25 protein-coding genes are annotated in these 26,122 nt (G+C 70.1%); 11 read left to right on the forward strand and 14 right to left on the reverse strand.

Features of this window, described 5'->3' with window-relative positions:
• Nucleotides 1–236: 236 nt before the first annotated feature.
• Nucleotides 237–1,283 (reverse strand): Strvi_7410 family MBL fold metallo-hydrolase, encoded by a 1,047-nt coding sequence (locus IG90_RS0119930; RefSeq protein WP_030586018.1) that lies wholly within the window; start codon nt 1,281–1,283, stop codon nt 237–239.
• Between the two features lie 204 nt (nt 1,284–1,487).
• Here IG90_RS0119930 and IG90_RS0119935 point away from each other — a divergent pair, with 204 nt between their 5' ends.
• Both IG90_RS0119935 and IG90_RS0119940 read left to right on the forward strand, forming a co-directional pair.
• Nucleotides 1,488–2,948: an aldehyde dehydrogenase gene (locus IG90_RS0119935; RefSeq protein WP_030586020.1), complete on the forward strand. Its 1,461-nt coding sequence runs from the start codon at nt 1,488–1,490 to the stop codon at nt 2,946–2,948.
• Nucleotides 2,948–3,181, forward strand: a complete 234-nt coding sequence (locus tag IG90_RS0119940) for a ferredoxin (RefSeq protein ID WP_030586021.1) — start codon at nt 2,948–2,950, stop codon at nt 3,179–3,181. Before IG90_RS0119935 ends, IG90_RS0119940 begins: the two co-directional genes overlap by 1 nt.
• A gap of 82 nt (nt 3,182–3,263) precedes the next feature.
• Here IG90_RS0119940 and IG90_RS42175 read toward each other — a convergent pair whose 3' ends face one another.
• The 6 genes from IG90_RS42175 to IG90_RS0119965 form a co-directional block, all read right to left on the reverse strand.
• Nucleotides 3,264–3,521 (reverse strand): hypothetical protein, encoded by a 258-nt coding sequence (locus IG90_RS42175; protein ID WP_078585304.1) that lies wholly within the window; start codon nt 3,519–3,521, stop codon nt 3,264–3,266.
• On the reverse strand, nt 3,518–8,224 hold the full coding sequence (locus IG90_RS0119945) for a putative T7SS-secreted protein (protein ID WP_233436018.1): 4,707 nt from the start codon (nt 8,222–8,224) through the stop codon (nt 3,518–3,520). Before IG90_RS0119945 ends, IG90_RS42175 begins: the two co-directional genes overlap by 4 nt.
• Complete coding sequence (locus IG90_RS0119950; RefSeq protein ID WP_030586026.1) at nt 8,224–8,859, reverse strand: hypothetical protein; 636 nt, start codon at nt 8,857–8,859, stop codon at nt 8,224–8,226. Before IG90_RS0119950 ends, IG90_RS0119945 begins: the two co-directional genes overlap by 1 nt.
• Entirely contained in the window at nt 8,856–9,365 is a 510-nt protein-coding gene (locus tag IG90_RS39580) for an SseB family protein (RefSeq protein ID WP_030586028.1), read from the reverse strand. Before IG90_RS39580 ends, IG90_RS0119950 begins: the two co-directional genes overlap by 4 nt.
• 105 nt (nt 9,366–9,470) lie before the next feature.
• A complete protein-coding gene (locus IG90_RS0119960; RefSeq protein WP_030586030.1) occupies nt 9,471–9,680 on the reverse strand; it encodes a DUF397 domain-containing protein in 210 nt (69 codons plus the stop codon).
• Nucleotides 9,677–10,549, reverse strand: coding sequence for a helix-turn-helix domain-containing protein (locus tag IG90_RS0119965; RefSeq protein ID WP_030586032.1), 873 nt, complete (start codon nt 10,547–10,549; stop codon nt 9,677–9,679). The genes IG90_RS0119960 and IG90_RS0119965 overlap by 4 nt, the downstream gene beginning before the upstream one ends.
• A 187-nt stretch (nt 10,550–10,736) precedes the next feature.
• Between IG90_RS0119965 and IG90_RS0119970 the strand changes: the two genes are divergently transcribed.
• Both IG90_RS0119970 and IG90_RS0119975 read left to right on the forward strand, forming a co-directional pair.
• Complete coding sequence (locus IG90_RS0119970; protein ID WP_030586034.1) at nt 10,737–11,195, forward strand: ATP-binding protein; 459 nt, start codon at nt 10,737–10,739, stop codon at nt 11,193–11,195.
• A 244-nt stretch (nt 11,196–11,439) separates the two neighbouring features.
• Nucleotides 11,440–11,814 carry a type II toxin-antitoxin system VapC family toxin gene (locus IG90_RS0119975; protein WP_030586036.1) on the forward strand — a complete coding sequence of 125 codons (375 nt, stop codon included), beginning with the start codon at nt 11,440–11,442 and terminating at the stop codon, nt 11,812–11,814.
• A 28-nt stretch (nt 11,815–11,842) separates the two neighbouring features.
• On the opposite strand, the gene IG90_RS0119980 is transcribed toward IG90_RS0119975, so the two are convergent.
• Genes IG90_RS0119980 through IG90_RS0119995 form a run of 4 tightly spaced genes read right to left on the reverse strand, consistent with a single transcriptional unit; the run spans nt 11,843 to nt 17,361 of the window.
• Nucleotides 11,843–13,117 (reverse strand): MFS transporter, encoded by a 1,275-nt coding sequence (locus tag IG90_RS0119980; RefSeq protein ID WP_030586038.1) that lies wholly within the window; start codon nt 13,115–13,117, stop codon nt 11,843–11,845.
• On the reverse strand, nt 13,107–14,921 hold the full coding sequence (locus IG90_RS0119985) for a condensation domain-containing protein (RefSeq protein ID WP_030586040.1): 1,815 nt from the start codon (nt 14,919–14,921) through the stop codon (nt 13,107–13,109). Before IG90_RS0119985 ends, IG90_RS0119980 begins: the two co-directional genes overlap by 11 nt.
• A complete protein-coding gene (locus IG90_RS0119990) occupies nt 14,918–16,243 on the reverse strand; it encodes a DUF6271 family protein (protein WP_030586042.1) in 1,326 nt (441 codons plus the stop codon). The genes IG90_RS0119985 and IG90_RS0119990 overlap by 4 nt, the downstream gene beginning before the upstream one ends.
• Complete coding sequence (locus tag IG90_RS0119995) at nt 16,225–17,361, reverse strand: phytanoyl-CoA dioxygenase family protein (protein ID WP_030586044.1); 1,137 nt, start codon at nt 17,359–17,361, stop codon at nt 16,225–16,227. The genes IG90_RS0119990 and IG90_RS0119995 overlap by 19 nt, the downstream gene beginning before the upstream one ends.
• Before the next feature lie 430 nt (nt 17,362–17,791).
• Between IG90_RS0119995 and IG90_RS0120000 the strand changes: the two genes are divergently transcribed.
• From IG90_RS0120000 to IG90_RS0120010, 3 genes are all read left to right on the forward strand, one after another.
• A complete protein-coding gene (locus IG90_RS0120000) occupies nt 17,792–18,649 on the forward strand; it encodes a class-II aminoacyl-tRNA synthetase family protein (RefSeq protein WP_030586046.1) in 858 nt (285 codons plus the stop codon).
• 75 nt (nt 18,650–18,724) lie between these two features.
• On the forward strand, nt 18,725–18,976 hold the full coding sequence (locus IG90_RS0120005; RefSeq protein ID WP_030586048.1) for an acetylxylan esterase: 252 nt from the start codon (nt 18,725–18,727) through the stop codon (nt 18,974–18,976).
• A 10-nt stretch (nt 18,977–18,986) separates the two neighbouring features.
• Complete coding sequence (locus tag IG90_RS0120010) at nt 18,987–19,649, forward strand: 4'-phosphopantetheinyl transferase family protein (protein WP_033894416.1); 663 nt, start codon at nt 18,987–18,989, stop codon at nt 19,647–19,649.
• On the opposite strand, the gene IG90_RS0120015 is transcribed toward IG90_RS0120010, so the two are convergent.
• Nucleotides 19,615–20,226 (reverse strand): TetR family transcriptional regulator, encoded by a 612-nt coding sequence (locus tag IG90_RS0120015; RefSeq protein ID WP_030586051.1) that lies wholly within the window; start codon nt 20,224–20,226, stop codon nt 19,615–19,617. The genes IG90_RS0120010 and IG90_RS0120015 overlap by 35 nt on opposite strands.
• 266 nt (nt 20,227–20,492) lie before the next feature.
• Between IG90_RS0120015 and IG90_RS0120020 the strand changes: the two genes are divergently transcribed.
• Genes IG90_RS0120020 through IG90_RS0120030 form a run of 3 tightly spaced genes read left to right on the forward strand, consistent with a single transcriptional unit; the run spans nt 20,493 to nt 23,660 of the window.
• Complete coding sequence (locus IG90_RS0120020; RefSeq protein ID WP_030586052.1) at nt 20,493–21,806, forward strand: glycosyltransferase family 4 protein; 1,314 nt, start codon at nt 20,493–20,495, stop codon at nt 21,804–21,806.
• 52 nt (nt 21,807–21,858) lie between these two features.
• Nucleotides 21,859–22,590, forward strand: coding sequence for a class I SAM-dependent methyltransferase (locus IG90_RS0120025; protein WP_030586053.1), 732 nt, complete (start codon nt 21,859–21,861; stop codon nt 22,588–22,590).
• Nucleotides 22,587–23,660 carry a prenyltransferase/squalene oxidase repeat-containing protein gene (locus IG90_RS0120030; RefSeq protein WP_030586054.1) on the forward strand — a complete coding sequence of 358 codons (1,074 nt, stop codon included), beginning with the start codon at nt 22,587–22,589 and terminating at the stop codon, nt 23,658–23,660. Before IG90_RS0120025 ends, IG90_RS0120030 begins: the two co-directional genes overlap by 4 nt.
• Before the next feature lie 23 nt (nt 23,661–23,683).
• Here IG90_RS0120030 and IG90_RS0120035 read toward each other — a convergent pair whose 3' ends face one another.
• A complete protein-coding gene (locus IG90_RS0120035) occupies nt 23,684–23,977 on the reverse strand; it encodes a hypothetical protein (RefSeq protein ID WP_078585306.1) in 294 nt (97 codons plus the stop codon).
• Between the two features lie 308 nt (nt 23,978–24,285).
• On the opposite strand from IG90_RS0120035, the gene IG90_RS0120040 reads away from it, so the two are divergent.
• Nucleotides 24,286–25,065 carry a maleylpyruvate isomerase family mycothiol-dependent enzyme gene (locus IG90_RS0120040; protein ID WP_030586056.1) on the forward strand — a complete coding sequence of 260 codons (780 nt, stop codon included), beginning with the start codon at nt 24,286–24,288 and terminating at the stop codon, nt 25,063–25,065.
• Nucleotides 25,066–25,072: 7 nt separating this feature from the next.
• On the opposite strand, the gene IG90_RS0120045 is transcribed toward IG90_RS0120040, so the two are convergent.
• Nucleotides 25,073–26,086, reverse strand: a complete 1,014-nt coding sequence (locus IG90_RS0120045; RefSeq protein WP_030586063.1) for an LLM class F420-dependent oxidoreductase — start codon at nt 26,084–26,086, stop codon at nt 25,073–25,075.
• Nucleotides 26,087–26,122: the final 36 nt, after the last annotated feature.

A 26,122-nucleotide genomic window follows, 5' to 3' on the forward strand; every position in this document is an offset into this window, starting at 1 on the left:
ATGATGACGACCTGCTCACTCTACCGGTCCGTAGGGGAGGGGCCGGGGGATCACGCAGCGATGTACGTCACCAGGGGCTGGGGGCCGAGTCCCCTCTGGGGAGGCAGCGGGGGCTGCGGGGGCAGCGAGGGCTCCGGGCGCCTCGGGTGCTCCGGGTGCTCCGGGTGCTCCGGGGATTCGAGGGCTCCAGGGCTTCCGGCGCTCCGGGGCTCCGAGAACTCCGGGGCTCCGGGGGCTCAGGCCGCGATGTACGTCACCGGGGGTCCGCCCGGGACGGCCTCCGCGCGGCCGAGCTTCACGAGCCGACGCAGATGGGACTCGGCCTCCGACACGGCGATGGACCGCGACCCGTGCGGGATCTGCTCCCAGGGCCGGTTCCACTCCATCCGCTCGGCCACCTGCCACGGGGTGAGGGGCGTGGCGAGCAGGGTGAGGAGCCCGGTCAGCCGCTCCTCGTGGTGGTCCAGGAGCTCCCGCACCCGCCCGCCCGCATCGGTGAACGCGTGCTGGTGTGCGGGTAGCACCTCGGCCACCCCGAGCCGGCCGATCCGCTCCAGCGAGGCCAGGTAGTCGCCGAGCGGATCGGTGACGGCGGTGTCGTCCGGGTCCTCGTACAGCCCGATGTGCGGGCTGATCCCGGGCAGCAGGTGGTCCCCGGAGAACAGCCGCCCGTGCCCCGCCAGGTCCGCCGGATGCCGCTCCTCCAGATGGAGGCAGACATGGCCCGGGGTGTGCCCGGGGGTCCAGACGGCCCGCAGCCTCCGCCCGGCGAGATCGAGCAGCTCGCCGGGGACGATCTCGCGGTCGGGCAGCGCGGCGCGCAGACCCGGAAGGGTCCGCGACCGCCCTCCGCCGCGGGCGGCGCGCAGCGGGGCGAGGTGCTCCTCTGGCGCGCCGACGGCGGCGAGCTTGCTGATGAGGTAGTCGAGCCAGGTGCCGGGCTCGGAGTTCCGGGTGCGCCGGACGATCGCGGTGTCGGCCTCGTGCATGGCGATCCAGGCCCCGGACGCCTCGCGGACCTGGCCGGAGAGCCCGTGGTGGTCGGGGTGGTGGTGGGTGATGACGACGCCGTGGATGTCGGTGACGGCGGCGCCGAGGGCGGTGAGCCCGGCGACCAGGGTGTCCCAGGAGGCCGGGTCGTCCCAGCCGGTGTCGACGAGGACAGGGCCGCGGTCGGTGTCGACGAGGTGGACCAGGGTGTGGCCCAGCGGGTTGTCCGGGATGGGGACCTTGATGCTGTGGACGCCTCCGCCGTGATCGGTCACCTGCGTCGCCTGCGTCATGGGCTCCCCATCTCTGCCTCGGCGTCTCCGCGTCGGCGCGGCGTGCTCTGAGCCCACTGTAACGAGAACTTGTTCCAGTGGTAGCCCGGGTCTACCAAATCCTTTGCGTGTGGGCGGTCCGCACCGTGGACTCCTGAAACAGGAACTGGTATCAGTTCTGACGAGTAGTCAGTTGGTGGGGCCGGGCCGCGGGAGGCGACAGCCATGACCGAGCTTGTGGAACACGGACAACTGTTCATCGGCGGGGAGTTCACCGATCCGCTCGGCACCGAGGTCATCGAGGTGGTCTCCCCGCACACCGAACAGGTCATCGGCCGCGTGCCGAACGCCTCCGAGGGTGACGTGGACCGGGCGGTGGCAGCTGCCCGCCGCGCCTTCGACGAGGGCCCCTGGCCGAGGATGAGCCTGGACGAGCGCATCGCGGTGATCACCCGGATCAAGGACGCCTTCGCCGTACGCCACGAGGAGTTCGCCCGCCTCATCAGCGCCCAGAACGGCACCCCGTACAGCGCGAGCGTCATGGTGCAGGCGCTGGCCGCGATGATGGTCTGGGACTCGGCGATCACGGTGGCGCGCACGTTCCCTTACGAGGAGCGGCGCGACGGCGTCCTCGGCCCGCTCCTGGTCCGCCGGGAGCCGGCAGGGGTGGTCGCCGCGGTCGTCCCGTGGAACGTCCCCCAGTTCACGGCCGCGGCGAAACTGGCCCCGGCACTGCTGGCGGGCTGCACGGCGGTGCTGAAGGTCTCCCCGGAAACCCCCCTGGACGCGTACGTGTTGGCGGAGATAGCGGCGGAGGCGGGCCTGCCGCCCGGGGTCCTCTCCATTCTCCCGGCCGACCGTGAGGTCAGCGAGTACCTGGTGGGCCACCGGGACGTGGACAAGGTCTCCTTCACCGGATCGGTGGCGGCCGGCCGCCGCGTGATGGAGGTGGCGTCGCGCAACCTGACCCGCGTCACGCTGGAGTTGGGCGGCAAGTCGGCGGCGGTGATCCTGCCGGACGCGGACCTGGAGGCGGCGGTGGCGGGCATCGTCCCGTTCGCGTGGATGATCAACGGCCAGGCGTGCGTGGCCCAGACCCGCATCCTGGCCCCACGCAGCCGTTACGAGGAGATAGCGGAGGCCTTCGCGGCAGCGGCGGGCGCGCTCCGCGTGGGCGACCCGTTGGACCCCGCCACCGAACTCGGCCCGTTGGTGGCCCAACGCCAGCAGCAACGCTCCCTGGACTACATCCGGTTGGGCCAGGAGGAAGGCGCCAAGATCCTCACCGGCGGCAACCGCCCCGCCTCCCAGGAACGCGGCTGGTACGTCGAACCCACGCTCTTCGGCTCGGTCGACAACTCCATGCGCATCGCCCGCGAGGAGATCTTCGGCCCGGTGATCTGTCTGATCCCGTACGGAGACGAGGACGAGGCGGTCCGCATCGCCGACGACTCCCCGTACGGCCTCAGCGGCAGCGTCTGGACGGCCGACACGGAACGCGGCATCGACGTGGCCCGCCGCGTCCGCACGGGCACGTACAGCGTGAACACCTTCAGCCTCGACATGCTCGGCCCCTTCGGCGGCTACAAGAACTCGGGCCTGGGCCGCGAGTTCGGCCCCGAGGGCTACGGCGAGTTCTTCGAGCACAAGATGATCCACCTGCCCGCCGGCTACCGGGAGGCGTGATGGGCGACCGCTGGCACGTGGAGGTCGACCGCTCGGTCTGCATCGGCTCCGGCATGTGCGTCAACCACGCGGGCGACGCCTTCCACCTGGACTCGGCCCGGCAGTCCCACCCGACCGAGGAGAACCGGGACGCGGGCGAGCAGGTCCTCGCGGCGGCGGAGGGCTGCCCGGTGGAGGCGATCACGCTGACGCTGGCGGGGTCGGGGGAGGTGGTTTTTCCGCCGGAGGAGTGAAGGGTCCGGCTGCTACGGGCGGCTACTTGGATCAGGCCAGCGCCGGACCGCCGGTGCGGTGGGAGATCCGACACATCCGAGATCACTTCCGTTCGCGCAGTGCCCGTGCGATCTCGATGTCCCTCTGGAGTGCGCTGAGACGAGGCGGATTCCTTGTTTCATCGAGTACGACTGCGTGCAGTTGGTCACCGACCTGAGGGGGAGCTACATCCCCCGACCACCAGGAAGGATGCTTGACCTGGTCGATAAATCCTGTAATGCCGTCGGCGCAGACTTGAGATCCGACCGGCGCGACAGCGGTAATCACGACATCTACTTCCTCTTCGTTCTTCCACGTCATTCCGGACCTCCAAAGATCGAAACCCAAGACCTGTTCTGGGTCAACTCGTTAAATCTTTCCAATTTCTCCACCGGTATTGCAAACTCCAGCCGAACGCCTCCACCCGGGCCGTTCCTGTCGTGAACCTTTACGTGATCAGCGAATTCTGCCAAGAATGAGCGGTTCATGTCATACTGCACCATTCCCTTGGCGAAGTTAATGCCATTGGGGCCTGCGTATTCGGCAGCCACTGATTTCTCCCCAAAATAAATCTTTCCGTCCGACATGATGCCTCCGCCTATGTCGATTCCTGGCTGGTGATTCTTCGGGTTGGGTCCGTGATTGAGTTCATGTAGGGCATCTACCCCCTTAGGGGTGCGGTAAATCGGAATGGGATCTTGGCACCCGTCCGGTGCGAGGCCAAGGCGATCTGTGAGGAATGTGGGGTTGTATACGTAGGCTGTCGGGTTTGGTGACGGAAGCAATCCGAGAGGGTCAGGTGTGAGGTAGCGTGCTGTTTCGGGGTCGTAGGTGCGGAAATGGTTGTGATGCAGGCCGGTTTCCGGGTCGAAATATTGGCCAGGAAATCGCAGTGGGGTGTAACTAGTACTGTCTGTGGCCCAAGCGGTTGTTCCCCAGAGCGTGGAGCGCGTATGCCAGGCCATGTTGCCACTTTCGTCGACCAGCCCGTTGGGGGTACCGACCGGGTCGGTAGTTATGGCGAAGAAGCGGCTTTCGTCGGGAGACTGGTTGGCCTTGGGCGTCGTGGACGTAATGTGTTCTGATTGAGCGATGGGGCGAGCATCATCGTAGTCCCAGGTGATAGCTACTGGGGCAGGCAGCTGCGCCGATCTGGTGGTTTGCTCACAAAGCGTTCTGCCGTCCCACGAATATTCGACACGATCCCCGAAACTCGAACTGGTGGGAGACGTGTTCTCTTTCGCTGTGCGGCGACCAAGCGGGTCGTACGTGTAGCTCCATCGAGCCCCGTCCGGTGTAGTCACCGCGACGATTCGGCTCTCCGCGTCCCAGTCATACCGCCAGGTGTCCGGCTTCAGTGAAAGGCGGGTCTTCTGGCGGAGGGTGATGCGGCCGAGGGCGTCGTGCTCGTAGCGGACGTTGCCGGCGCGGGTGATCGTGGTGCCCGTGTAGGAGCGCCTGCCGACCGCTTCCTGGCCGGGATGGGAAGCAGGCCAGGAGGCGTCCGTCTGGTTCCCCGCCGCGTCGTAGGCGTACCGCTCCGTCCAGTTCGCGGCGTGGACAGCCGTGACGCGGCCCGCCGTGTCGACATCGAATGCTTTCGTTCCGGAGAGCTGGTCGGTGAGGCCAACGAGGTGGCCGTCGGCGCGGTAGGTGTAGTCGCGGCGCTGGATGCTGCGGCCCGATCCGGTGACCTGCTGGGTAGTGAGGCGTCCTACCGTGTCGAACTGCGAGGCTATGGTGACGTGTTCGCCCAGACGACGGGTGACTTCCCGGCCCGCCGCGTCGTGCTCGAAAGTGAGAGTGCGGCCCGACGTCGTGAGAGAGGTCCGACGTCCTGCCGCGTCGTAGGTCCAGGTGCTGACCGCCCCGCTGGGCGTCGTACGTCCGGTCCGGCGGCCCAGTTCGTCGTAGGTGTACGACAAGGTCCGGCCGTTGACGGTCTCCGACTTGAGGCGGCCGTACCGGTCGCGGAGCCAGGTGACGGTTGCGTCCGCGTTGACTGCTTCCGCGAGTTGGCCGGTGAGGTCGTACGTGAAGGTGGTGACGGCGCCTGCCGCATCCTTGCGGACGATGCGGTCCAACTCGTCGCGCTCGTAGCGAGTGGTCTGGCCGAGGGCATCCGTACGCGTTGTGAGCCGACCGGCCGCGTCGCGTGTGTAGCTGAGCGTGCGGTTGTCGAAGTCCGTTTCGGATATCAGGTGGCCGGCGGGGTCGTAGGCGTAGTTCCACGTCAGGCCCTGAGGGTTGAGGACCTGGGTGAGGCGGAGCTCGTGATCGTGGGTGAATTCGTAGCGCACTCCGTCGGGACCGATGCGGGTCGCCAAGAGGTCGAAGTGCGTGTACTCGAAGCGGGACACCGATCCCATGGCGTCGGTGTGGGTGAGGGCGTTGCCTTCGCCGTCGTACGTCCAGGACTGGGTGCTTCCGTCGGCGTCCGCGCGTCGGGCGAGTTTGCCCTCCGGTGTCCATACAAGGCGGGTGATCGCGCCGAGCGGGTCTGTGACGGCTACCGGACGACCGAAGGCGTCTCGTTCTATCCGCGTCGTCGCGCCGAGCGGGTCTGTGATCTCGACAGGCAGGCCAGCCGCATTGCTGCGTATGCGTGTCGTGTTGGCCAACGCGTCCGTGACGGAGGTCGGGTGCCCCGCCGCGTTGTACGTCGTGCGGGTCACGGCCCCCGACGGGTCGGTCACCGCGATCCGGTTGCCACGGTCGTCGTACTCCTGCAGGATCACCGTCCGGTCCGGATTGGTGATGCGCGTCGGCAGGCCGAGGCTGTTGTACTCGGCGGATATCTCCCCGCCGTCCGCGCGGACCGCTGAGGTCAATTGCCCGGACTCGTCGTACGTGAAGCGGGTGGCTCGGCCCAGCGGGTCTTTACGGGAGAGTAGTCGGTTGCGGCGGTCTCGCTCGAAGTGCGTCGTTGCGCCGAGCGGGTTCGTCTCCGCGATGATCTGGTGGGCTTTGTTGATCAGATAACGGTGGACCGCTCCGCCGGGCGTCGTCGCTGTCGTGACGCGGTGGCCTGTCGCCGGGTCGGGGGCGGTGTATTCCAGGCTTAGCGCCATATGGCCTTCCGAGCCGCCCTCGGAGATGCACCGGTCAAGGTCGTCGTACGCGTAGTGGTAGCTGCTGTCGTTGCTGTCGGTCCAGGATGTGACGCGGCCGCGTTCGTCGTAGGTGAAGCGCAGGGGCAGACCGGAGGAGTTGGTGATCTCGGTCAGGTGGCCGTCGGTGTAGTCGTAGTGAAGGATCTGCTGGTCGCTGCCGTCATGGCTGCCGCCCAGAAGGTGCAGTGCGGTAATCCTTCCGCTCTCGGTAGTGAGCTTCAGGTGGTAGCCGCCGTGGTGCACGATCGAGGCCGGGGCACCGGACGGGGCGTACTCGAAGGTGATCCAGTTTCCGTTGCGGTCGTCCAGCTGGGTGAGCAGTGCCTCGGTGCCGTCGACGTGCGTTGCGAAATGTCTGACCCGGCCGGCTTCCGGGTCGGTGATCGTGTAGTCGCCGCTGATGTCCCTGTCGAGTGGCCAGCGCGGGCCGTGGCTGGGCAGGACCGGAATGCCAGGGGCCGGGTGCGGATAGGACAGCAGTAAACCGTCCTCGGACACGAAGATGACGCCTTCGGAGTCGATCTCCAGGCGTTGGTCCGCGGTGGAGGACCATGACGGGCCGAACCAGCGCCCCGACCGGTAGTCGGAGGCGACACGGCGGCGGAACACGAGGGGCAGCGTGCCCGGCAGCACGATGTCCGTCTGCGGCAGATACATCGCCCCGGTCGCCATGTCCACGGGGTCGGACGGGTCCTGCTCCGGTGCGCGTTCCGTACGCGAGGGCTCGGCCGGGTCATGCACACCCTCGCGCGCCGGCCCCGGCGGCTTCGGAGGCTTCTCCGGCTCCATCCCTCCGCGAAGCCCCGCCCGCAGGCCGCCCTTCAGCGTTCCGGCTCCCTTTGTCCCGAGCGCCTCCGGGAGCATGCGGCCGACGAATTCGGTCGGGTCGCCCTTGAATGCGTCCCAGGCGCCTTCCAGGGCCCGGTCAGGGTTGGCGACCGTCCTGGTCAGGCCGGACAGCGTCATGTTGACGCCCTTGTACATCTCCGCCGGGTGGGTCAGGTTGTACGGGTCGATCGGATTCGTCTGGCGGAGGAAACTCACCAGACCGCCGGTGCCCTTGAGTACTCCGCCGCCGAGATGGGCCAGTTCGACACCCTGGGCCAGGCCGTGGTCGTACAGCTCGTTCTTGAGCAGGTTCGTTCCGGTCGGCTCCTTCGGCGCATGAGCCATCGCCGCCGTGACAGCGCTCTTCGCCTGCTCGGCCGCTTCGTTCCGTGCCCGGCGCGCGTCCTCCAGAACCTCCTGGGCCCGCTTCTGCTTGGCCACACCCGGATCGGAGAACGTACCGGGATGGGGGAGCGGCTGGTCGGTGGTCCGAGCCGTGTTGTAAGCGTCGACCTTCTTGTTGTACGCCGAGACGGCCTTCTCGGAGTCCTGCCTGCCTTCCTTGTAGAGGGCGATGGCCTCCCGTGCCTTGCCCTGCGCACTGGTGACCGTGGAGGAGTACGTCTCCAAGGCCTTCGCCGCATCCTCGAAGGCGTCCGCCGCACGCAGCCAATCCGTGGGCAGTGTCTGGAACTTGTCCCGGAATGTGTCGGCGGCCACCCCACGCCAGTGTGCCGCGTCCAGCTTCTTCATCCCGCCGCCGACGAGGTCGAACGCCTTCTGGAAATCGCGCAGGTTCTTGATCGTCGCGGTGATCTTCTCCGGTCGCCCGTGAATCAGCTCGTCGGCCTCCTCACTCTGACCGAGCTGTTGTTCGCCGACCTCGGCGCCCAGCGTGGACGCGGTCTCGTCCCCCCAGTCCTCGACCTTGTCCGCCCAGTCGTGCGCACCGACCTTGTCCAGTCCGGCGCCGACCTTGTCCGTCGCGGCGTCGACTCCCTGACCCAGGAGTTCCTTGCCCTTGTCCAGGCCCCGGACTGTTCCGTCGACGACCTTGTCGAGTCCCCCTCGCCAGTCCACCATCAGCGGTTCTGCCCCCAGCGCGGTTCCTCGGCCTGTGCCACGGTCTCATCCGACGGATCGAGGTGCTCCTCGGCCCATGCGTCGATTCCTTCTCGCTGCTCCGCGTCGACCCCCGAAGCGTCCAGCAGCGCATCCCCGACGTCGTACCCGGTGTCCTTCCACTGCTGCTTCACCTCGTCGTGGGCCTCGGTGAACGAGTCCGCGCTCCAGTCCGGGTTGTCCCAGGCGTGCTGTTTGCTGATCGAGTCCCAGCTCATGCCCTTGACCTCGTCCTCGGACAGGTAGGGGTTGCCGTTGGTCGAGTTCATGGCGATCTTGAACGAGTCCTTGATGTATCGCTCCTGCTCCGCGAACGAGCCGGCGGACAGTCCGACACCCAGCGCGAAATTGTTGCCGCGCTGTGTGAGTGCCCGTACTCCCCACTCCCACCGTTTGCAGAACGTCTCGAACTGCGAGGCCAGCCCGCCGTGCCCCAGCTCCAGGCCGGACAGGGCGACATCGGAGAATCCCCGGCCGGCCGACGCCTGCCCGATCATGCCGAGTTCCTTCAACTCGGCATGTGCCAGGTCGATGCCCTTCGCGATCTGCGCCAATGCCGCCGGAGGCACGTCCAGATCCGCGTTGTCCCCGCTCACGCCGTCTCCCCGAGGTCCACTGCCACGTGGTCGGGCACGATGCCCGCGACCGGCGGAAACAGCACGCCGTCCGTACTTCCCGCGTCCAGCGCGACTCCTGCCGGGCCCGGCAGCATCGGCACCATCACGTCCAGCAGACGCGCACCGAGAATGGTTCGGTACGTCCACTCCCGCTCGCCTTCGCCCTGTGCGTGCGCGAACCGGGCGAGAGCCTCTTCGTCCGAGAACGCGCAGATCCAGCGGACGCCGTTCTGGTCCGCCGTCCACAGACTCCCGTACGCGTCGAACGGAACCAGGACAGCCGTACGCCGGAACTCGCCCAGCAGAATGGCGAATTCGCGCCGGGCGGACGCCAGCGCTTCTACTGGCTTCTCCGCGCGCTTCGCTGCCGGCCCGTCTGCCGGAAGGGTGGTTCCTGCCGGATTCCCGGGCACGGTCGAGTCGGCCAGATCGGCGAGCTTCGACCGGCGTGCCGGCTTGGCTATGTCATCCCCGTTGTCAGTCACATACGGGATGCTGCCATGCCGTTGTTCCCACCAGCAACGACGAAAGCAGCCAGCACGAACCACCGGTGAGTGAACAAACCGCTGTGCCGTGAGACCTTGGCCGGATTACGCCAGGTCGCCGACGAAGGCCTGCCAGGCGTCGCGGCCGAAGGCGATGGCGGGGCCGGCGGGGCGGGTGCTGTCGCGGACCGGGACCAGGTGGGGGAGGTTGGGGGCTACCTCTACGCACTCGCCCTGCCCGCCGCTGTAACTGCTGGTGCGCCAGGCGGCCTCGTCGAGCTCGGGCGGGGTGACGTGGACGCGGTCCTGGGTCATGGTCTGTGCTCCTTGGCGATATGTCGGATCATGCTGAGCGATTCCGTTGGCGGCAACGCGGACATGCGGGCGTCGTCGAAGAGCTCGCGGTACTGAGCCACGTCGGATTCCCGCTCGATCCAGATGTTGCCGGTCGGAGTTTCGGTCAGGACGAGATCGAGCGCCGAGACCCTGGGAAAGCTGAGCATCAAGTACGGACCGAACATACCCGGGTGTGCCCCGCGTGAGAACGGCAGCACCTGGACAGTGATGTTGGGGCGCTCGGCCAGGTCTGCCAGGTGCTGCAACTGGTCGTGCATCACGGTCGGCCCGCCGACCTGTTGGCGAAGTACCCCTTCCGCGAGGACGGCCCAGAATTCCATGGGGTCGTCCCCGGTCAGCCGTTCCTGCCGTGCCATGCGGACCTGCACGAACTGGTCGATCTCCTCCGCGGTCTGCCACGCGCGGGAGGCAACCGTCACAGCCCTTCCGTAGGCGGGCGTCTGGAGAAGACCTGGTACCAGTTGTACCTGGAACGACTTGATGCTGTCGCAGATGGTCTCCATCTCGATGTAGTCGCGGTACGTGTCTCCCAGTACGTCTCCGAACTGGTGCCACCAGCCCTCACGGCGACGCCTGTTGGCGCTGCGGGCGAGCGACGCCAGGCGGTCACGGGCTTCCTGGTCCGTCACGCCGTACGCGTGTATGAGGGCGGCCAGGTCAGGCGTACGGACCGGCACATGACCGTTCTCGATGCGGCTGATCTTGCCCTTGGTGCAGTCGAGGAACTCTGCGGCATCAGCCGTGGAGAAGCCTGCGGCCTCACGGAAGCGGCGCAACTCGTCGCCGAGTTGACGTCCCAGAACGGTGGATGGCTTTACGGATGGCATACCTCACTCCTTATCAGTCCGGCGATGACAGCGGCCACGGTATGTCCGAACGAGTGAATTGAGCACCAGGAATCCATTCAACGTTGCGCCAGTGCGAGTTGTACGGGCACGCTTCAGTACGAGACACCTCAACGTCGCTCCTCCGAGCGGCACTCGCTGTCCCGTCGTCCGTCCGCTGGGGAGTGTCATGGCAGAGCAGTCCGAAACTCACGAGGCCAGCCTTCGCCTGGCCCGTCGCCGCAGCAGTGTCCCCCGGGCCCGTGCCCTCCTGCGCGCCAAGCTCGGCGAGTGGCGGGCCGTCCAGGCGCCCACTGACGTAGGGGAGTTGCTGCTGTCCGAGCTCGTCACCAACGCCCTGCGGGTTGCCGTTCCCGGCGACAGGATGATCGGCGTACGCATCGTGTGCCGGGAGCGGGGCGCGTCGCTCCGGCTGGAGGTGAGCGATGCCGGGCGAGGCCGGCCCCGGGTGCGGTGGCCCGGTGAGTTGGAGACAGGTGGGCGCGGGCTGCTGATCGTCGACGCGTTGGCCTTCTGCTGGGGGGTGAAGGAACGGCCGGCCGGGATCGGGAAGACGATCTGGGCGGAGGTCGTGACCCCCGCTGTCGTTCCCGTGCCGACGATGGTCGGCCACTCGGTGATGTCATGAGGAGGTTGTGGCGTCTCCTACGGCGGCGTTCGGCGCTGCCCGCCAGGCCACTGTTTCGCGGCACTCTGATCCAGCTCGTCGACCGGCGGCCGGTCGTGATCAGCGGGGCGGGCGAGCCTGCCGTACCTGTACGGGAGTCGACCGTGCGGCGCGGCGGGCGTGGCTCATTGCGTGGACAGGTTCGGATCGCTCCTCACTTCGACGATCCCCACCCCGGTATCTCCGCAGCCTTCGGGATGGCGTGATGCGCCTTCTCCTCGACACCCCGGTGATTCTGTGGTGGCTCGACGACGCACCTCAGCTGTCCGAGGAGGCCAAACACCTCCTCGATTCCGCCGACGCCTTACACATCAGCGCCGTCTCGCCCTGGGAGATCACCTTCAAACAGCACCTCGGGCTACTGGAGGGACCTGGCGACCTCGCCGAGCGCGTGCGCGACCTCGCGTTCCCGAGTCTCCCCGTCACCGCCGCGCACGGGGTGCGGGCCGGGCGGCTGCCGATGGTCCACCAGGACCCCTTCGGCCGACTGCTCGTCGCGCAGGCGCAGGCCCATCGACTGGTCCTCGTCACCCGCAACGCCTGGATCCCGCAGTACGACGTACCGGTCATGCGGGTCTGACCGGTACGCCGTACCCCGGTGGAACGGGTCAGACCGCCGGTTCGGCGGCCGGCTTGCTCAGCACGCCCGCCGGTGCCCGCCGCAGCGCGCGGATCGCCGGGACGCTGAGCATGACCGCCAGCAGCACGAACGACATCACCGACGAGAAGATCAGCACCTCGTTCGCGCCGAACGCGTCCGCCGCCGGGCCCGCTAGGGCGCGACCCAGCGGGATGACCATGATCGAGCCGGCGACGTCGTACGCGGAGACGCGGCTCAGGACCGTCAGCGGGATGTGCGACTGGACGCTGGTCGCCCACATCACCCCCCAGAACGCGAAGCCGTAGCCCGCGATGACATGCGCGATCGCCGTCGCCGCGAAGGACCATTCCAGGGCCGGGGCCAAGGGGTTGAGCGCGAAGCAGAGCATGGCCAGGGCGCCCGCGACGAGGGGGCGGCGGGGGCGGACCCGCATGCCGATCAGGCCGCCGATGATCGTGCCCGCGCCGTCCGCCGAGGCGATCCAGCCGTACCCGCTCGCCCCGTGCTGCTCGATCATCAGCGCCGCGCCCAGCGGCAGCGCGGGGCCGAACACGAACAGGCCGTAGACGGACCAGACCGCGATGACGCCCCACAGCCACTGGCGCGACCGGAACTCCTGCCAGCCCGTCGCGAGCCTGCGCCACATCGGGGCGTCGCCCTCGTCGCGCTCCGTGTGCAGTTTCCGCAGGGGGAGCAGGACCAGGGCGCTGAGCGCGTACGCCGCCGCGATGACCAGGTACGAGCCCGAGACCTGCCAGTACGCGACCAGGATGCCCGCCAGGCCCGGGCCCAGCAGGGTGCTCAGGGCCTCGGAGATCCGCAGCAGCGCGTTGGCCTTCTGGATGTCCTCCGCGACCCGCGGGACCATGCTCGCCATCCCTGGCTGGAACATCGCCGTCGCGGCACCGCTGAGCGCCATCAGCCCCATGATCTGCCACAGCGGGACACTGTCCGACCAGAAGAGCAGCGCTCCCAGTGTGATCATGGCCAGCATGCGCACCAGGTCCGCGCAGATCATCATCAGCTGCGGGGTGAACCGGTCCGCCAGCACCCCGCCGAACAGCACCAGCAGGACGATCGGGGTCATCCACGCGGCCAGCGCGTACCCGACGCCGCTCGCCCCGTGGCCCGCTCCCAGCACCGCCGTGGTGAGCGACACCATCAGCATGCCGTCGGCCAGCAGCGACGCGCTGCGGGCCGTGAAGAACAGCCGGAACCGGCCCGACCGCCAAGGGCTGGGCAGCAGCTCGGGCTTCCGGAGGGTCGTGTCGTCAACGCTCATGTCGCACCTGCCGGCTTCTGCCGGTCCCTTCCTCGATGATCTGCAGCCGACGCCACGCGTCGCTCCGGTCCGGCTCGGTGGGTGGGTTCTCGACGAGTACGTAGCGGTGGGGTGCCAGGACCCCTGAACCGGCGGCCGGGATGAGGGCGGTCAGCGCCCGGTGGGCCTCCTCGGGCGTCAACGAGGTGTCACCGCGGGCGATGTACGCCGTCAGGTGCCGTTCCGCGTCGGCCACCCCCTCCGCAGTGCCGTCCGCCGTCCCGTCCGGTCCGGGCTCCTCGGCCACCCGCACCGGCAGTCCGCCCACCGCCCGGCCGAGGGTCTCGCGCACGGCGTCGGGCGAGACCCAGCAGCCGTCCACCCGGAGCCAGCCGGAACCGCGTTCGGCGGTGCGGACTCCCGTCACCTCGGCCAGCGCCTCCATCGGCACGTCCCCGGCGGCGGCCGCCTCCAGGAGCAGGACCAGCCCGGAGAGGAAGCTCTCCGCCTCCTCGGGGGTGAAGAGCGAGGGGGCGGCCCACAGGGAGATGTGGAGCTGGGGCACCGTCCGGTACGTGAAGGCGAGCAGCCGGGTCGGCAGCGTCTGGGGCGGCCCCCAGATCAGCTCCTGCTCGGCGTCGTCGCGGTCCGTCGCGACGGTGCCCAGGAGCGGGGCGGGCAGGGCGCTCACGTCGTTGAACACCACGTCCCGGCCGAAGTGGCTGCCGCGCTCGGCGGTGACCCGGACGATCATCTCCCACAGGCGTACGGAGTCGAACTGGCTGTGCCGGTAGGCGTTGAGCACCGCCCCCCAGGTCCGGGCGACCAGGGCGTCGAAGGCGGGCACCTGGACGTCCAGGTGGAGCAGCGCGTCCTGGGACGTGGTGGTCACCGAACGGGCGACCCGGGGGTGGAACCGGTTGGCGCTCGGGACGGCGGTGACACAGCAGTCCTGGCCCGCCCGGTGGGCCACCAGGGCGCACCAGGCGGCCATCAGCACGGTGGCCTCGGGGTGTCCGGTACGGCGGGCCGCCCCGGCGAGCGCCCGGCTGCCTCGACGGGAGCGCAGCGTCAGCTGCCGGGCCTCCTCGTCGGTCCCCGGCCTCCTGCCACGCGGCTCCGCGAACATCTCCTGCGGCCCGGTGCGGAGGATCCGCTCCCAGTACCGCAGGGAAGCCTCCGACTTCCGCAGTCCGGCCGGGGAGGCCTCCACGGCGGCCAGGTCGACCGGGGGCAGGGAAGCGAGCCCCGGCAGCTCCTTGCCCGCCAGCAGCTCGGTGAACTCCTCGCGCAGGATGGCCATCGCGCTGCCGTCGGCCACCGCGTGGCTGAACGCCAGCGCCACGTGGACCGGTGCTCCGGCCACGGTGAGCAGGGTGATCCGCAGCGGGAACTCCCGCTCCAGGGCGAAGCGCCCGGCCCGGGCCGCCCGCGCCACCGACTCCGCGTACCCCACCGGATCGGCGGGGAGTTCGGCGTGGTCGAGTACGTTCACCGTGAACGCGCCCTCCGCTGCCACGACCTGGTCGACCGGTGCGGCCTCCGGCGGGTGTGGGAAGGTGGTGCGCAGCCCCTCGTGCCGTACGGCCAGGGCGCGCAGGGCGTCGGTGACGGCCGCCACGGTGGTGCCCTCGGGGACGGGCCACACATCGTGGATGTTGATGTGGGTGGGGTCGTCCCGCAGGATGCAGCGGATCATGTTGGCCTGGCCCATGGTGACCGGGCCACGTCGCTCCTCACCGCCCGCGTAGGCGACGGTGACCGTGGTCGTGGTGGTGTGCGAGGGGCTCGGGTGCATGGTGTCCTTGCCGGCGGCGGAGTTCATCGGTTCACGGCCCGGACCTGCTGCCCCAGGCCCGCTTCGGCGCTCGCACCTGACAGCGCCTCCCAGTGGTCCATCAGGAGTGCGAAGTCGGCCATGTCGTCCCGGGCCTCGTCCAGGAGCCGGGTACGGCTCTCCGCGAGTGTGTCCGCGACCGTCGTGTAGCGGCCTCCGAGCCGCCGGTAGGCCCGGTCGATGACGTCGACGCGGCGGGCGGTTTCCGTACGGTCGAGGCCGACGCTGTCCCGTACGTACCCGGCGACCACGGACGCCCGGATGCGGCCCTCGGCGTCGAGCAGCGCGTCTCCGGCCGCAGCCGTCCTCGCGTACACGGTGTTCAGGTACGCCTTCGACAGCAGGAACTTCGCGAAGCGCAGCTGGTACGCGAGGAATCCGGCGTCCGTACGCCGCTCCACCGTATGGAAGTTGACGATGTGCCGGTTGTGCTCGACTCCGGGCAGTTGGGCGTCGTGGGCGAGGTGGAGCAGGAAGTAGTCGCTGCCGATGGTGTCGGGTGCGGGCGGAAGCGGGACCCTGCTGTAGACCTCGTAGTCGAGTGCGATGTTGCACATGTCCACGCGCATCGGGCTGATGGGGGCGAGCGTCGTGCGGTCGCCGTCGAACGAGGTCGTCCCGGCACCCCTGAAGGACGCGTCGATCAGATGTCCCCGCCAGATCTCCGGCATGCCCTCGGGTATCGACAGGCCGATCAGTTCGCGGTACGTGTCCGGGTCAAGCTCGCGGATCTCCGCGACGTCCACCGACATCTCGCCCACGAAGGAGCCGCCGGCCACCGCCACCCGCCGGTCGCCGGAGCCCGGTGGGAGTTTGCTGCGCGTCGCCGACTTCCCTACGCCGTCCGCCCGTTGGCCCAGGTAGGTGAGTTCCTGGTGGAGGGGGAAGACCGGTTCGCCGTCGAGGTACTGGTAGCGGCTGTCGGAGTCCCGGCGGTGGACGGACCCGCAGCCGAGGGCCTGGGCGATGAGGAACGCCCGGTTGGTGCAGGCGCCGTAGGAGATGTGGGACGGCAGCATCAGGTCCAGCAGCCGGTCCGGCCGGGTCGCCCCGGACCGGACGGTCACCTCGCGCAGGAAAGCGCGCTGCTCGTCCTCGTCGATGTGGTGGACGGTCACACCGGGGGACGGGGGCAGTGCAGCCACCGCCTCCCTGTGCCGGCCGAGCACCGGCGCGGGGGAGGAGTCCAGGACGAGCAGATGCACCTCGACGCCGAACTGCCGTGCCCCGTACGCCGCTTCCTCACCGACCGCCGCGATGGTGCCGGCGCAGGCCCGGTGGGTGGGCAGGGTCAGACAGACGCGGCGCACGAAGGCTCCCCGCTCCGCGCGGCGGGTGCCGCGTCGTCGACGCCCCCGGCGCCCCCGACGCTCTGTGCGACGGGTGCGACGTCCTCGACCGGGTCCTGCCACGAGGCGAGCCCCAGCAGCCGGCTGCCCAGCGGGTTCAGCTCCGCGGTGGGGTAGCGCTTCGACTCGGGCAGCACCGGGTCGCCGACCAGGGTGCGGTTCCAGCGCGGGGTACGCAGGTGACGCCAGGACACCACCCGGGACCTGCGCAGCCGCTCGTGTTCCTCCAGCGCGGGCATCATCGACAGGTACTGCACGGCCCGCACCCCGTTCTCGGAGAGGTTGCGCGCCACTCCGTGGGCCAGCAGGCCGTTCCAGATGAGCAGGTCGCCGGGGCGCAGATCGGGTCGTACGACGGGGAGTTCGGCCCGGTCGATGTCCGGGCGCAGGGGGTCCCGGTCCGCCGGCTGACCGGTCTTCCAGGTGTCGAACCGCCGGAACAGCTCCGGGCAGCACTGGAAGCCGCCGGTCTCCGGCCGGGTGTCGTTGAGCGCGATGATGCCCTGCACCCGCTGCGGCGGGACGGCGAGCGTGGTGTCGATGTCCCAGTGGAGCTCGATGTCGAAGCCCCGGTCCGTCGGCTCGATCAGGGCGCGGTCACGGTTGCCCCGGTTGGGCGGGTTGAGGTTGAGCCGGTCCAGGGTGACCCACAGCTCCTCGCAGTCCCATACGTCGACGAACGCGTCGTACACCCGCTGCGACTGCCGGTTGTCCCAGAGGAGTTGGTGGTGGTACGCCTCCACGAAGCCGTAGATGTGCAGCTGCTGGTCCAGCTCGGAGCGCAGCGGCCGGTCCTCGTACCAGGTCTCCGGCCGCTCGGGGTCCAGGCCCTGGAAGTCCCAGGTGAAGTCCAGCAGTCGGCGTGCCGCCGATGCGGGGACCGCCTCGCGGACGATGACGTAGCCGTACGTCTGCCAGTGGGCGAAGTCCTCCTCGGACAGCACCCGCAGGGGACGCGACTTGTCGAGCTCCCGCAGGGCGGTCTGCGCGAGGTAGGCCTCGCCGTCCGCGCTGAAGTACGGGATGTCCGACGCCGCGCGGTGCAGGCGGGGCCGACGGCGAGGGGCGGGTGTCGTCATGGGGTTCATGGCAGGTCCTTCTCCTCGGCCGGCCGTGCGGCGACCCCGGGGGAGCGGGGTCGCCGCGGACGGCGGGACGGATGGCAGTGCCGTGGTGGGAGGAGCCGTGACCACGTCGGTCAGCAGGATTGGTCCAGACCGCATGGACTGTCAAGTGCACGGTGCATATGGGGATATGGGATGCCGTCCTGTGCCCGGCGGCCACGGAACCGATACCTGCCGTTCGGTATTTTTGGTCTAGACAACAAGCGAGCGACGGGCCTAATGTCCAAGGGCGCGGTCGAGTTCGTGACGGGCCGTCAGCCCGTTCTCCCGCCTGCGCTCCGGCCGGTGACGGCCCTGTTCAGGGCCGCCGCCGCCACGGCGACGCGGTCCGTACATCCGGTGGGTGTCCCGCACGACCGGCCCACACCGAGAAAGACGCGGTCTCATGAACACATCCAGCATCACCGCCCTGCCGGGTATCGAGCTGAGGAGTCCCGGTGCCGGGCTGATCACGCTGGACCCGGTCCGCACCGCCCTGCTGAGGGGCCTGGACGATCTGCTGACCGGCCTGGCCGGGCGGCTCTCCGCCCCCGAGGTCGTCGGGCCGCCCCTGCTGTCCGCCGACGGACTGGCGCGGCTGGACTTCTTCCGCAACTTTCCCCATCTCGGCGTCTCCGCCGGGCGGTTCGCACCGGAAGCGCTCGACGGCCTGGCCTCCGGCGGCTCGCCCCAGGACCTCCCACTGCACCCGACCGGCCATGTGCTGCCGTCCGCGACCTGCTACGGCCTGCTGCTCTCCCTGGAGGGCGAGGACGTCGGCGAGGACGGGCTGCGGCTCTCGGCGGTCGGCCGCTGCTTCCGCAACGAGACCCACTACGACGGCCTGCGCCGCCTCTGGGGGTTCCACATGCGTGAGGTGATCTACCTCGGTACCAAGGACGGCGCCACCGAACACCAGGAGTGTGGCGGTGAGTTCGTGCAGGAGGTGGCCGGACGGCTCGGCCTGACCCTGAGCCGGGCCGCGGCCGACGACCCGTTCTACGACAACGGCGGATCGCGGGCCCGCCTGATGGCGCTGGACCCGGTGAAGTACGAGTACAGCGCCCCCGACGGCACGGCCATCGCCTCCGTCAACCGGCACCGCAACTTCTTCGGCGAGCGGCTCGGCATCCGCGCCGGATCCCATGGGCCCGCGTACAGCTCCTGCGTCGCCTTCGGCGTCGAGCGCTGGGTGCACGCGATGATCCTCGCCCACGGCACCGCCGAGCAGGCTTTGGAGCGGCTTCGCGCCGCCGGTTCCTGACCTTCCCCTTCCCGCCCCTTCCCGGCAGTCACCGGAACAGCCGACCGGAACAGAACAAGAGGAGCGATCTCCCCCGTGGAACAAGTCGTCGCGTGGCTCAACGAGAAGAATCCCGGCCTCGACGGGCCGATCGGCGTCGACGAGGACCTCATCGAGGCCCGCCTCATCGACTCGATGGACTTCCTGGAGTTCATCGATCTCCTGGAGGAGATCTCGGGCAGCAGCATCGATCTGCAGGAAGTCACCATCGACGACTTCCGCACCCTCGCCCGCGTCAAGGAGCGCTTCCTGGGCTCCGTCGGCCTCGCGGAGGTGCCGGCAGGGTGACCACGCGCCGGTGACCCGTCCCCCGCCGCCGCACGAGAAGGGCGCGGCCGCCGTGGCGCTGGTGGCCACCACCGCCGAGGTGCTGGCGTGCACGGAGCTGGACGAGGACATGCTCGCCCCGTGGGAGCGGCGACGGCTCGCGGGAATCCGGGTGCCCGCCCGGCGCGACGACGTGGTGGCGGCCCGTCTGCTGCTGCGGCTGTGCGCCTCCCGGGTCACCGGGCGGCCGCCGCGGGAGGTGGAGCCGGCCCAGCGCTGCCCCGGGTGCGGGCAGGACGGGCACGGCCGGCCGTATCTCCCGGACCACCCCGGGCTGGGCGCCGCCTACAGTCACGCCGACGGGCTGGCCGCGGCGGCGGTCGGGCCGGGCCCGGTCGGTATCGACGTGGAGCCGCTGACGCGTCGGCCGGGGCCCCTGCCCGTACTGCGGCGGCTGCTGCCGGAGGCCGAGGTGGACGCGGCCTGCGCCGAGCCGGACCCCGGTCCGGCGCTGCTGCGGTCGTGGGTCCGGCGGGAGGCGCTGTTCAAGGCCGGGCGGGACGACGTCCGGCTGGCCGGGTGGACGGACCACCGCCGCGCGGCCGTGGTGGCACTCGCGGGCGGCGGCGCCTGGAGGGGCGCCGGCCCGGGTCCGGCCCTCAGTCCCGCTCCGGCTCCGCCGTCAGGTCGATGAGGCGGCAGACCGTCTCGATGTCGATCTTGACCTGGGCGATCGAGGCCCGCCCCGACAGCCAGGTGATCAGCGCCGAGTGCCAGGTGTGCTCGATGACCCGCACCGCGGAGAGCTGCTCCGGCGTCGGGTGCTCCAGACCCATCGCGTCCAGGATGATCGCCGTGGTGAGCCGGGAGACGGTGTCCACCTCGGGGCTCACGCTGCGGTCCGCGAAGGTCAGGGCGCGGACCATGGCGTCCGCGAGATGCGGCTCGCGCTGAAGGGCGCGGAAGGCGCGCATCAGCGTCTCGGCCACCCGCTGGGCCGCGTCGTCGCCGGCCGGAGGGCGTTTGCGGAGCGTGGTGTGCATGTGCTGGAGCTGGTCCTGCATGGTCGCGACCAGGAGATGGATCTTGGACGGGAAGTAGCGGTAGAGGGTGCCCAGCGCGACCCCGGCGGCCTCGGCCACCTCCCGCATCTGCACCGCCTCGAACCCGCCCCGGCTGGCCAGCTGGGCGCTGGCGTGCAGGATGCGACGGCGACGGGCCTCCTGGCGCTCGGTCAGCGCAGGCGCTGCCGGTCTGGCGTCCGCGGTCATGCTGTCCCCGATCCACGATCCGTGATCCATGGCTTGATCCCGCACCCGGACGGACGAAGCGGCCCGGCCGGGCGCGCACAGCATGCCAGGGCGCCCGTCGTGGCGCGAATCACCTGATCCGGCCGTTACGCCGACGCTACCTGCCGGTAGATTCGATGCACGTCGAACGATCTAGTATGCAACTTGTTCTATCAAGTCTGAAACTTGTTCTAGATTAGCGCGACCGGTTACGCTCCGGCGAACACGCAGTCAGAAGGGGGCCGAGTGTGACCGCTGAGGCCATATGGACAGGCCCCCGCGCGGGCGACGGCGGCTCCGCCGGTAGCGGCGACCGGCCGTTGCGCATCGCACTCCTCACATACAAGGGCAATCCGTTCTGCGGCGGCCAGGGTGTGTACGTGCGCCACCTCGGCCGGGAGCTCGCCCGCCTCGGCCACAGCGTCGAGGTCATCGGCGCGCAGCCCTACCCGGTGCTCGACGAGGGCGTCCCGCTCACCGAGCTGCCCAGCCTCGACCTCTACCGGCAGCCCGACCCCTTCCGTACGCCGAAGTGGGGCGAGTACCGGGACTGGATCGACCTGGCCGAGGTCGCCACCATGTGGACCGGCGGCTTCCCCGAGCCGCTCACCTTCAGCCTGCGCGCCCGCCGCCACCTGCTGGCCCGGCGCGGCGAGTTCGACGTCGTCCACGACAACCAGACCCTCGGCTACGGGCTCCTCGGCGAGCTCGGGGCCCCGCTCGTGACGACGATCCACCACCCCATCACCGTGGACCGCAGGCTCGACCTGGAAGCCGCGACCAGCCGCCGCCGCCGCGCCTCCGTACGCCGCTGGTACGCCTTCACCCGGATGCAGAAACGGGTCGCCCGCAAGCTGGACACCGTCCTCACCGTCTCCGGCTCCTCCCGCGACGAGATCGTCGAGGACCTCGGCGTACGCGCGGACCGGATCAGCGTCGTCCACATCGGCGCCGACACCGACCTGTGGTCGCCCGACCCCTCGGTCGCCGAGGTGCCAGGACGCATCGTCACCACCTCCAGCGCCGACGTCCCGCTCAAGGGCCTCGTCCACCTCGTCGACGCGCTCGCCAAGCTCCGCACCGAGAACCCCGCCGCCCACCTCGTCGTCGTCGGCAAGCGCGCCGAGAACGGGCCGGTCGCCCGCGCGATCGAGCGGCACGGCCTCGCGGACGCCGTCGAGTTCGTCAAGGGCATCAGCGACGCCGAACTGGTCGACCTCGTGCGCAGCGCCCAAATCTCCTGCGTGCCCTCCCTGTACGAGGGGTTCTCGCTGCCCGCCGCCGAGGCCATGGCCACCGGCACCCCCCTGGTCGCCACCACCGGCGGCGCGATCCCCGAGGTCTCCGGCCGCGACGGGGAGACCTGCCTCGCCGTGGCGCCCGGCGACGCGGACGCGCTGGCCGGGGCGCTGGCCCGGCTGCTGGCCGACCCAGAGCTGCGCGCCCGGCTCGGCGCGGCGGGCCGCGAGCGGGTGCTGGACCGCTTCACCTGGGCCAGGGCGGCGGCCGGAACGGCCGAGCTGTACCGTCAGGCGATCACCGCCCGCGGAGTCCGCAGGTGACTGCGACCGCGTTCACCGGAACCCGTACCTCCGACCTCGAAGGCAGGCCCTCGTGCTGACCGTCGACTTCACCCGCTTCCCGCTCGCCGCCGGCGACCGAGTGCTCGACCTGGGCTGCGGTGCCGGCCGGCATGCCTTCGAGTGTTACCGGCGCGGTGCGCAGGTCGTCGCCCTCGACCGGAACGGCGAGGAGATCCGCGAGGTCGCCAGGTGGTTCGCCGCGATGAAGGAGGCCGGGGAGGCCCCCGAGGGCGCCACCGCCACCGCGATGGAGGGCGACGCACTCAACCTGCCCTTCCCCGACGACTCCTTCGACGTCGTGATCATCTCCGAGGTCATGGAGCACATCCCGGACGACAAGGGTGTCCTCGCCGAGATGGTCCGGGTGCTCAGGCCGGGCGGCCGGATAGCGATCACCGTCCCGCGCTACGGCCCCGAGAAGGTCTGCTGGACCCTCTCCGACGCGTACCACGAGGTCGAGGGCGGCCACATCCGCATCTACAAGGCCGACCAGCTCCTCGCCCGGATCCGCGAGGCCGGACTCAAGCCGTACGGCACCCACCACGCCCACGCCCTGCACTCGCCGTACTGGTGGCTGAAGTGCGCCTTCGGCGTCGACAACGACCAGGCGCTGCCGGTGCGGGCCTATCACAAGCTGCTCGTCTGGGACATCATGAAGAAGCCGCTCGCCACCCGGGTCGCCGAGCAGCTCCTCAACCCGGTCGTCGGCAAGAGCTTCGTCGCCTACGCCACCAAGCCGCACCTTCCGAAGGCCGAGGCGTGAGCACTCCCGAACAGACCGAACACCTCGTCCTGCCCGGCGTCCTGACGGCCGATCAGGCTGCCGAGACCGTCGCCGCCCTCCTCGCCGTACAGCGGGAGGACGGGGCGCTGCCGTGGTTCCGTGGGCACCACCTCGACCCGTGGGACCACACCGAGACCGCGATGGCGCTGGACGCGGCCGGCGAGCACGAGGCCGCCGCCCGCGCCTACGACTGGCTCGCCCGCAACCAGAACGTCGACGGCTCCTGGTTCGCCGCCTACCACGACGGCGACCCGCAGCGGCCGACCGACCGGGGCCTGGAGAGCAACTTCTGCGCGTACGTGGCCGTCGGTGTCTGGCACCACTACCTGGCCACCGGCGACGACGCGTTCGTCGACCGGATGTGGCCCACGGTCTTCGCGGCCGTCGAGTTCGTCCTCGGGCTCCAGCAGCCCGGCGGGCAGATCGGCTGGAAGCGGGAGCCCGACGGCACCCCCGTCGACGACGCGCTGCTGACCGGCTCCTCCTCGATCCACCAGGCGCTGCGCTGTGCGCTGGCCATCGCCGAGCGCCGCGAGGAGCCGCAGCCCGACTGGGAGTTGGCGACCGGGGCGCTGGCCCACGCGATCCGCAAACACCCCGAGCGCTTCCTCGACAAGAACCGCTACTCCATGGACTGGTACTACCCGGTCCTCGGCGGCGCGGTCACCGGGGCCGAGGCCACCGCCCGCATCCAGGAGGGCTGGGACCGCTTCGTCGTCCCCGGCCTCGGGGTGCGCTGCGTGCTGCCCAACCCCTGGGTCACCGGCGGCGAGAGCTGCGAACTCGCCCTGGCCCTCTGGGTGACGGGGGAGTCGGACCGGGCGCTGGAGATCCTCCAGTCCGTCCAGCACCTGCGTGCCGAGGGCGGGCTGTACTGGACGGGGTACGTCTTCGAGGGCAACCGGGCGTTCTGGCCCGAGGAGCTCACCACCTGGACGGCGGGCTCGCTGCTGCTCGCGGTGGCCGCGCTCGGGGGGGACGAGGCGACCACCGCGGTCTTCTCGGGCGAGCGGCTGCCGGTCGGCCTGGAGCCGGACTGCTGCCGCTGAACACCGCCTGAGGCGGAGCCGGTTCAGCCGCGGCGGAGCCGGCCCGCCACGGCGTGCCCGATGAACAGGTAGACCACGGCCGCCAGACCGTAACCGGCGACGACCCGCGCCCACGCCTCGTCGAAGGTGAACAGGTCGTACGACCAGCCGGCCAGCCAGCGGGCCGCGTCGTGAATCCACTGCACGAAGTCGTTGCCGCGGTTGGCGTCCAGCAGGTACATCAGGATCCAGAGGATGATGATGAAGGCCAGGATGTCGGCCACGACGGCTATGACACGAGCCGCTGAACTGCTTCCTGAACGGGTTCTGGGAGACATGGGACTCTGGTTGCCGCTTTACGCAGGGTGAAACCCGTACGGCCGCACCGGGTGACGGCCGTTGAGGGAGCGGGCCAGGCTGAGGGGGAGTGCCGAGACTCGTCACTCGCTGTGACATGAGGGCGACGTGGGCGCGTTCGAGAGCGTCATCGACAGCATCATGAACGCGGCAAGGACGCGGGCGCCGAGGTGAAGGACAAGGCGTGGTCGGCCGGTGGGCGAGACGGCCGGCCGATCCTCCTCGCACTGACCACGACCGGCGCATATCCGGGTGATCACCCCGGGTTCCGCCGGTTAGGGTGCGCCGCATGACGCTCCTCTCCCACGACCGCTACTGCGACGAGATCCTGGCCCAGACCGACGCCCTGCGCGCGGTGCTGACCGGCGCCGATCTCGGCGCGACCGTCCCCACCTGCCCCGACTGGTCCCTGCGGGAGCTCGCCGTGCACGTCGGCGGCGCGCACCGCTGGGTCGGCGAGATCGTCCGGACCCGCGCCGCCGACGACGTCCCCGAGGACAGGGTGCCCGGCATCGAAGGGCCGGTCGGCGACGACCCGGCCGCGCTCGACGCCTGGCTCGCCGAGGGTGCGGCCGCCACCGTGGACGCGCTGCGGAAGGCGGGGCCGGACGCCGAGGTGTGGACCTGGGCGTGGGAGCGGCGTACGGCGTTCTGGGCGCGGCGCATGACGCACGAGACGGTTGTGCACCGGGCGGACGCGGCGCTCGCCGCCCGCGTCCCGTACACGGTCGACGCCGACGTGGCCGCCGACACCATCGAGGAGTGGCTGCGCATCGTCTCCTTCTCCCAGCAGGGCGGCGACCCGGAGGCGGCCGAACTGCGGGGCGGCGCACGCTCGTTGCATCTGCACGCCACCGACGTACCCGGCGCGGAGTGGCTGATCGAGTTCGGCGAGGACCGCTTCACCTGGCGGCACGCGCACGAGAAGGCCACGGTCGCGCTGCGCGGGCCGCTCACCGATCTGATGCTGGTCTTCAACCGCCGCCTGGCGCGGACGAGTCAGCGCGTGGAGGTGCTCGGCGACGCGGCGCTGCTGGACTTCTGGCTGGACCGCTCCTCGTTCGGCTGACCAAGCCCTACTGGCTGTTGAGTGCCGCCAGGACCCGCAGCGTGTGCGGGTCCGGGGCGGTGACCAGCAGATCCGTCACCGGGCCCGTGCGCCACAGCTCCAGCCGCTCCGCGATCCGGGCGCGCGGCCCGATCAGCGAGATCTCGTCGGCGAACGCGTCGGGCACCGCCCGTACCGCCTCCTCCTTGCGGCCCTGGAGGAACAGCTCCTGGATCCGCCGGGCCTCCTCCTCGAACCCCATCCGGGCCATCAGGTCCGCGTGGAAGTTGCGGGCCGCGTGGCCCATCCCGCCGATGTAGAAGCCGAGCATCGCCTTCACCGGCAGCAGCCCCTCGGCCACGTCGTCGCAGACGTGCGCGCGGGCCATCGGCGCGATCACGAAGCCGTCCCGGAGTCCGGCGAGCGAGGCCCCGTAGACGTCCGAGCGCAGCGGCGACCAGTACAGCGGCAGCCAGCCGTCCGCGATCTCCACCGTCTGCGCGATGTTCTTCGGGCCCTCCGCACCGAGCAGGACGGGCAACGAGGCGCGCAGGGGGTGGGTGATCGGCTTCAGCGGCTTGCCGAGGCCGGTGGCGTCCGGGCCGGTGTACGGGTGGGAGTGGAAGCGGCCCGCCAGCTCGACCGGGGCCTGCCGCGCCAGGACCTGCCGGATCACCTCGACGTACTCGCGGGTCGCGGTCAGCGGGCTCCTCGGGAACGGCCGGCCGTACCACCCCTCCACCACCTGCGGCCCGGAGAGGCCGAGGCCGAGCAGCATCCGGCCGCCGGAGAGATGGTCCAGGGTCAGTGCGTGCATGGCCGTCGCGGTGGGCGTGCGGGCCGACATCTGGGCGATGCCGGTGCCCAGCCTGATCCGTGAGGTGTGGGCGGCGATCCAGGTCAGCGGGGTGAAGGCGTCCGAGCCCCAGGCCTCCGCCGTCCACACCGAGTCGTAGCCGAGCCGCTCGGCCTCCTGGACCAGGGCGAGCTGGCCGGGGTCCGGGCCGCGGCCCCAGTAACCGAGCGCGAGTCCGAGCCGCATTCCGTTCCCTCCAACCGCAACTGACGGTGCGTCAAG

Source organism: Streptomyces anulatus (genome assembly GCF_000721175.1).
Lineage (GTDB): Bacteria > Actinomycetota > Actinomycetes > Streptomycetales > Streptomycetaceae > Streptomyces > Streptomyces anulatus_C.

Excerpts from the sequence above, each read along its gene's own strand:
- IG90_RS0119930 (WP_030586018.1), bottom strand. The coding sequence starts at position 1,283 with ATGACGCAGGCGACGCAGGTGACCGATCACGGCGGAGGCGTCCACAGC.
- IG90_RS0119935 (WP_030586020.1), top strand. The coding sequence starts at position 1,488 with ATGACCGAGCTTGTGGAACACGGACAACTGTTCATCGGCGGGGAGTTC.
- IG90_RS0119940 (WP_030586021.1), top strand. The coding sequence starts at position 2,948 with ATGGGCGACCGCTGGCACGTGGAGGTCGACCGCTCGGTCTGCATCGGC.
- IG90_RS42175 (WP_078585304.1), bottom strand. The coding sequence starts at position 3,521 with ATGACGTGGAAGAACGAAGAGGAAGTAGATGTCGTGATTACCGCTGTC.
- IG90_RS0119945 (WP_233436018.1), bottom strand. The coding sequence starts at position 8,224 with ATGGTGGACTGGCGAGGGGGACTCGACAAGGTCGTCGACGGAACAGTC.
- IG90_RS0119960 (WP_030586030.1), bottom strand. The coding sequence starts at position 9,680 with ATGACCCAGGACCGCGTCCACGTCACCCCGCCCGAGCTCGACGAGGCC.
- IG90_RS0119965 (WP_030586032.1), bottom strand. The coding sequence starts at position 10,549 with ATGCCATCCGTAAAGCCATCCACCGTTCTGGGACGTCAACTCGGCGAC.
- IG90_RS0119970 (WP_030586034.1), top strand. The coding sequence starts at position 10,737 with ATGGCAGAGCAGTCCGAAACTCACGAGGCCAGCCTTCGCCTGGCCCGT.
- IG90_RS0119975 (WP_030586036.1), top strand. The coding sequence starts at position 11,440 with ATGCGCCTTCTCCTCGACACCCCGGTGATTCTGTGGTGGCTCGACGAC.
- IG90_RS0119980 (WP_030586038.1), bottom strand. The coding sequence starts at position 13,117 with ATGAGCGTTGACGACACGACCCTCCGGAAGCCCGAGCTGCTGCCCAGC.
- IG90_RS0119985 (WP_030586040.1), bottom strand. The coding sequence starts at position 14,921 with ATGAACTCCGCCGCCGGCAAGGACACCATGCACCCGAGCCCCTCGCAC.
- IG90_RS0119995 (WP_030586044.1), bottom strand. The coding sequence starts at position 17,361 with ATGACGACACCCGCCCCTCGCCGTCGGCCCCGCCTGCACCGCGCGGCG.
- IG90_RS0120000 (WP_030586046.1), top strand. The coding sequence starts at position 17,792 with ATGAACACATCCAGCATCACCGCCCTGCCGGGTATCGAGCTGAGGAGT.
- IG90_RS0120015 (WP_030586051.1), bottom strand. The coding sequence starts at position 20,226 with ATGACCGCGGACGCCAGACCGGCAGCGCCTGCGCTGACCGAGCGCCAG.
- IG90_RS0120035 (WP_078585306.1), bottom strand. The coding sequence starts at position 23,977 with ATGTCTCCCAGAACCCGTTCAGGAAGCAGTTCAGCGGCTCGTGTCATA.
- IG90_RS0120040 (WP_030586056.1), top strand. The coding sequence starts at position 24,286 with ATGACGCTCCTCTCCCACGACCGCTACTGCGACGAGATCCTGGCCCAG.
- IG90_RS0120045 (WP_030586063.1), bottom strand. The coding sequence starts at position 26,086 with ATGCGGCTCGGACTCGCGCTCGGTTACTGGGGCCGCGGCCCGGACCCC.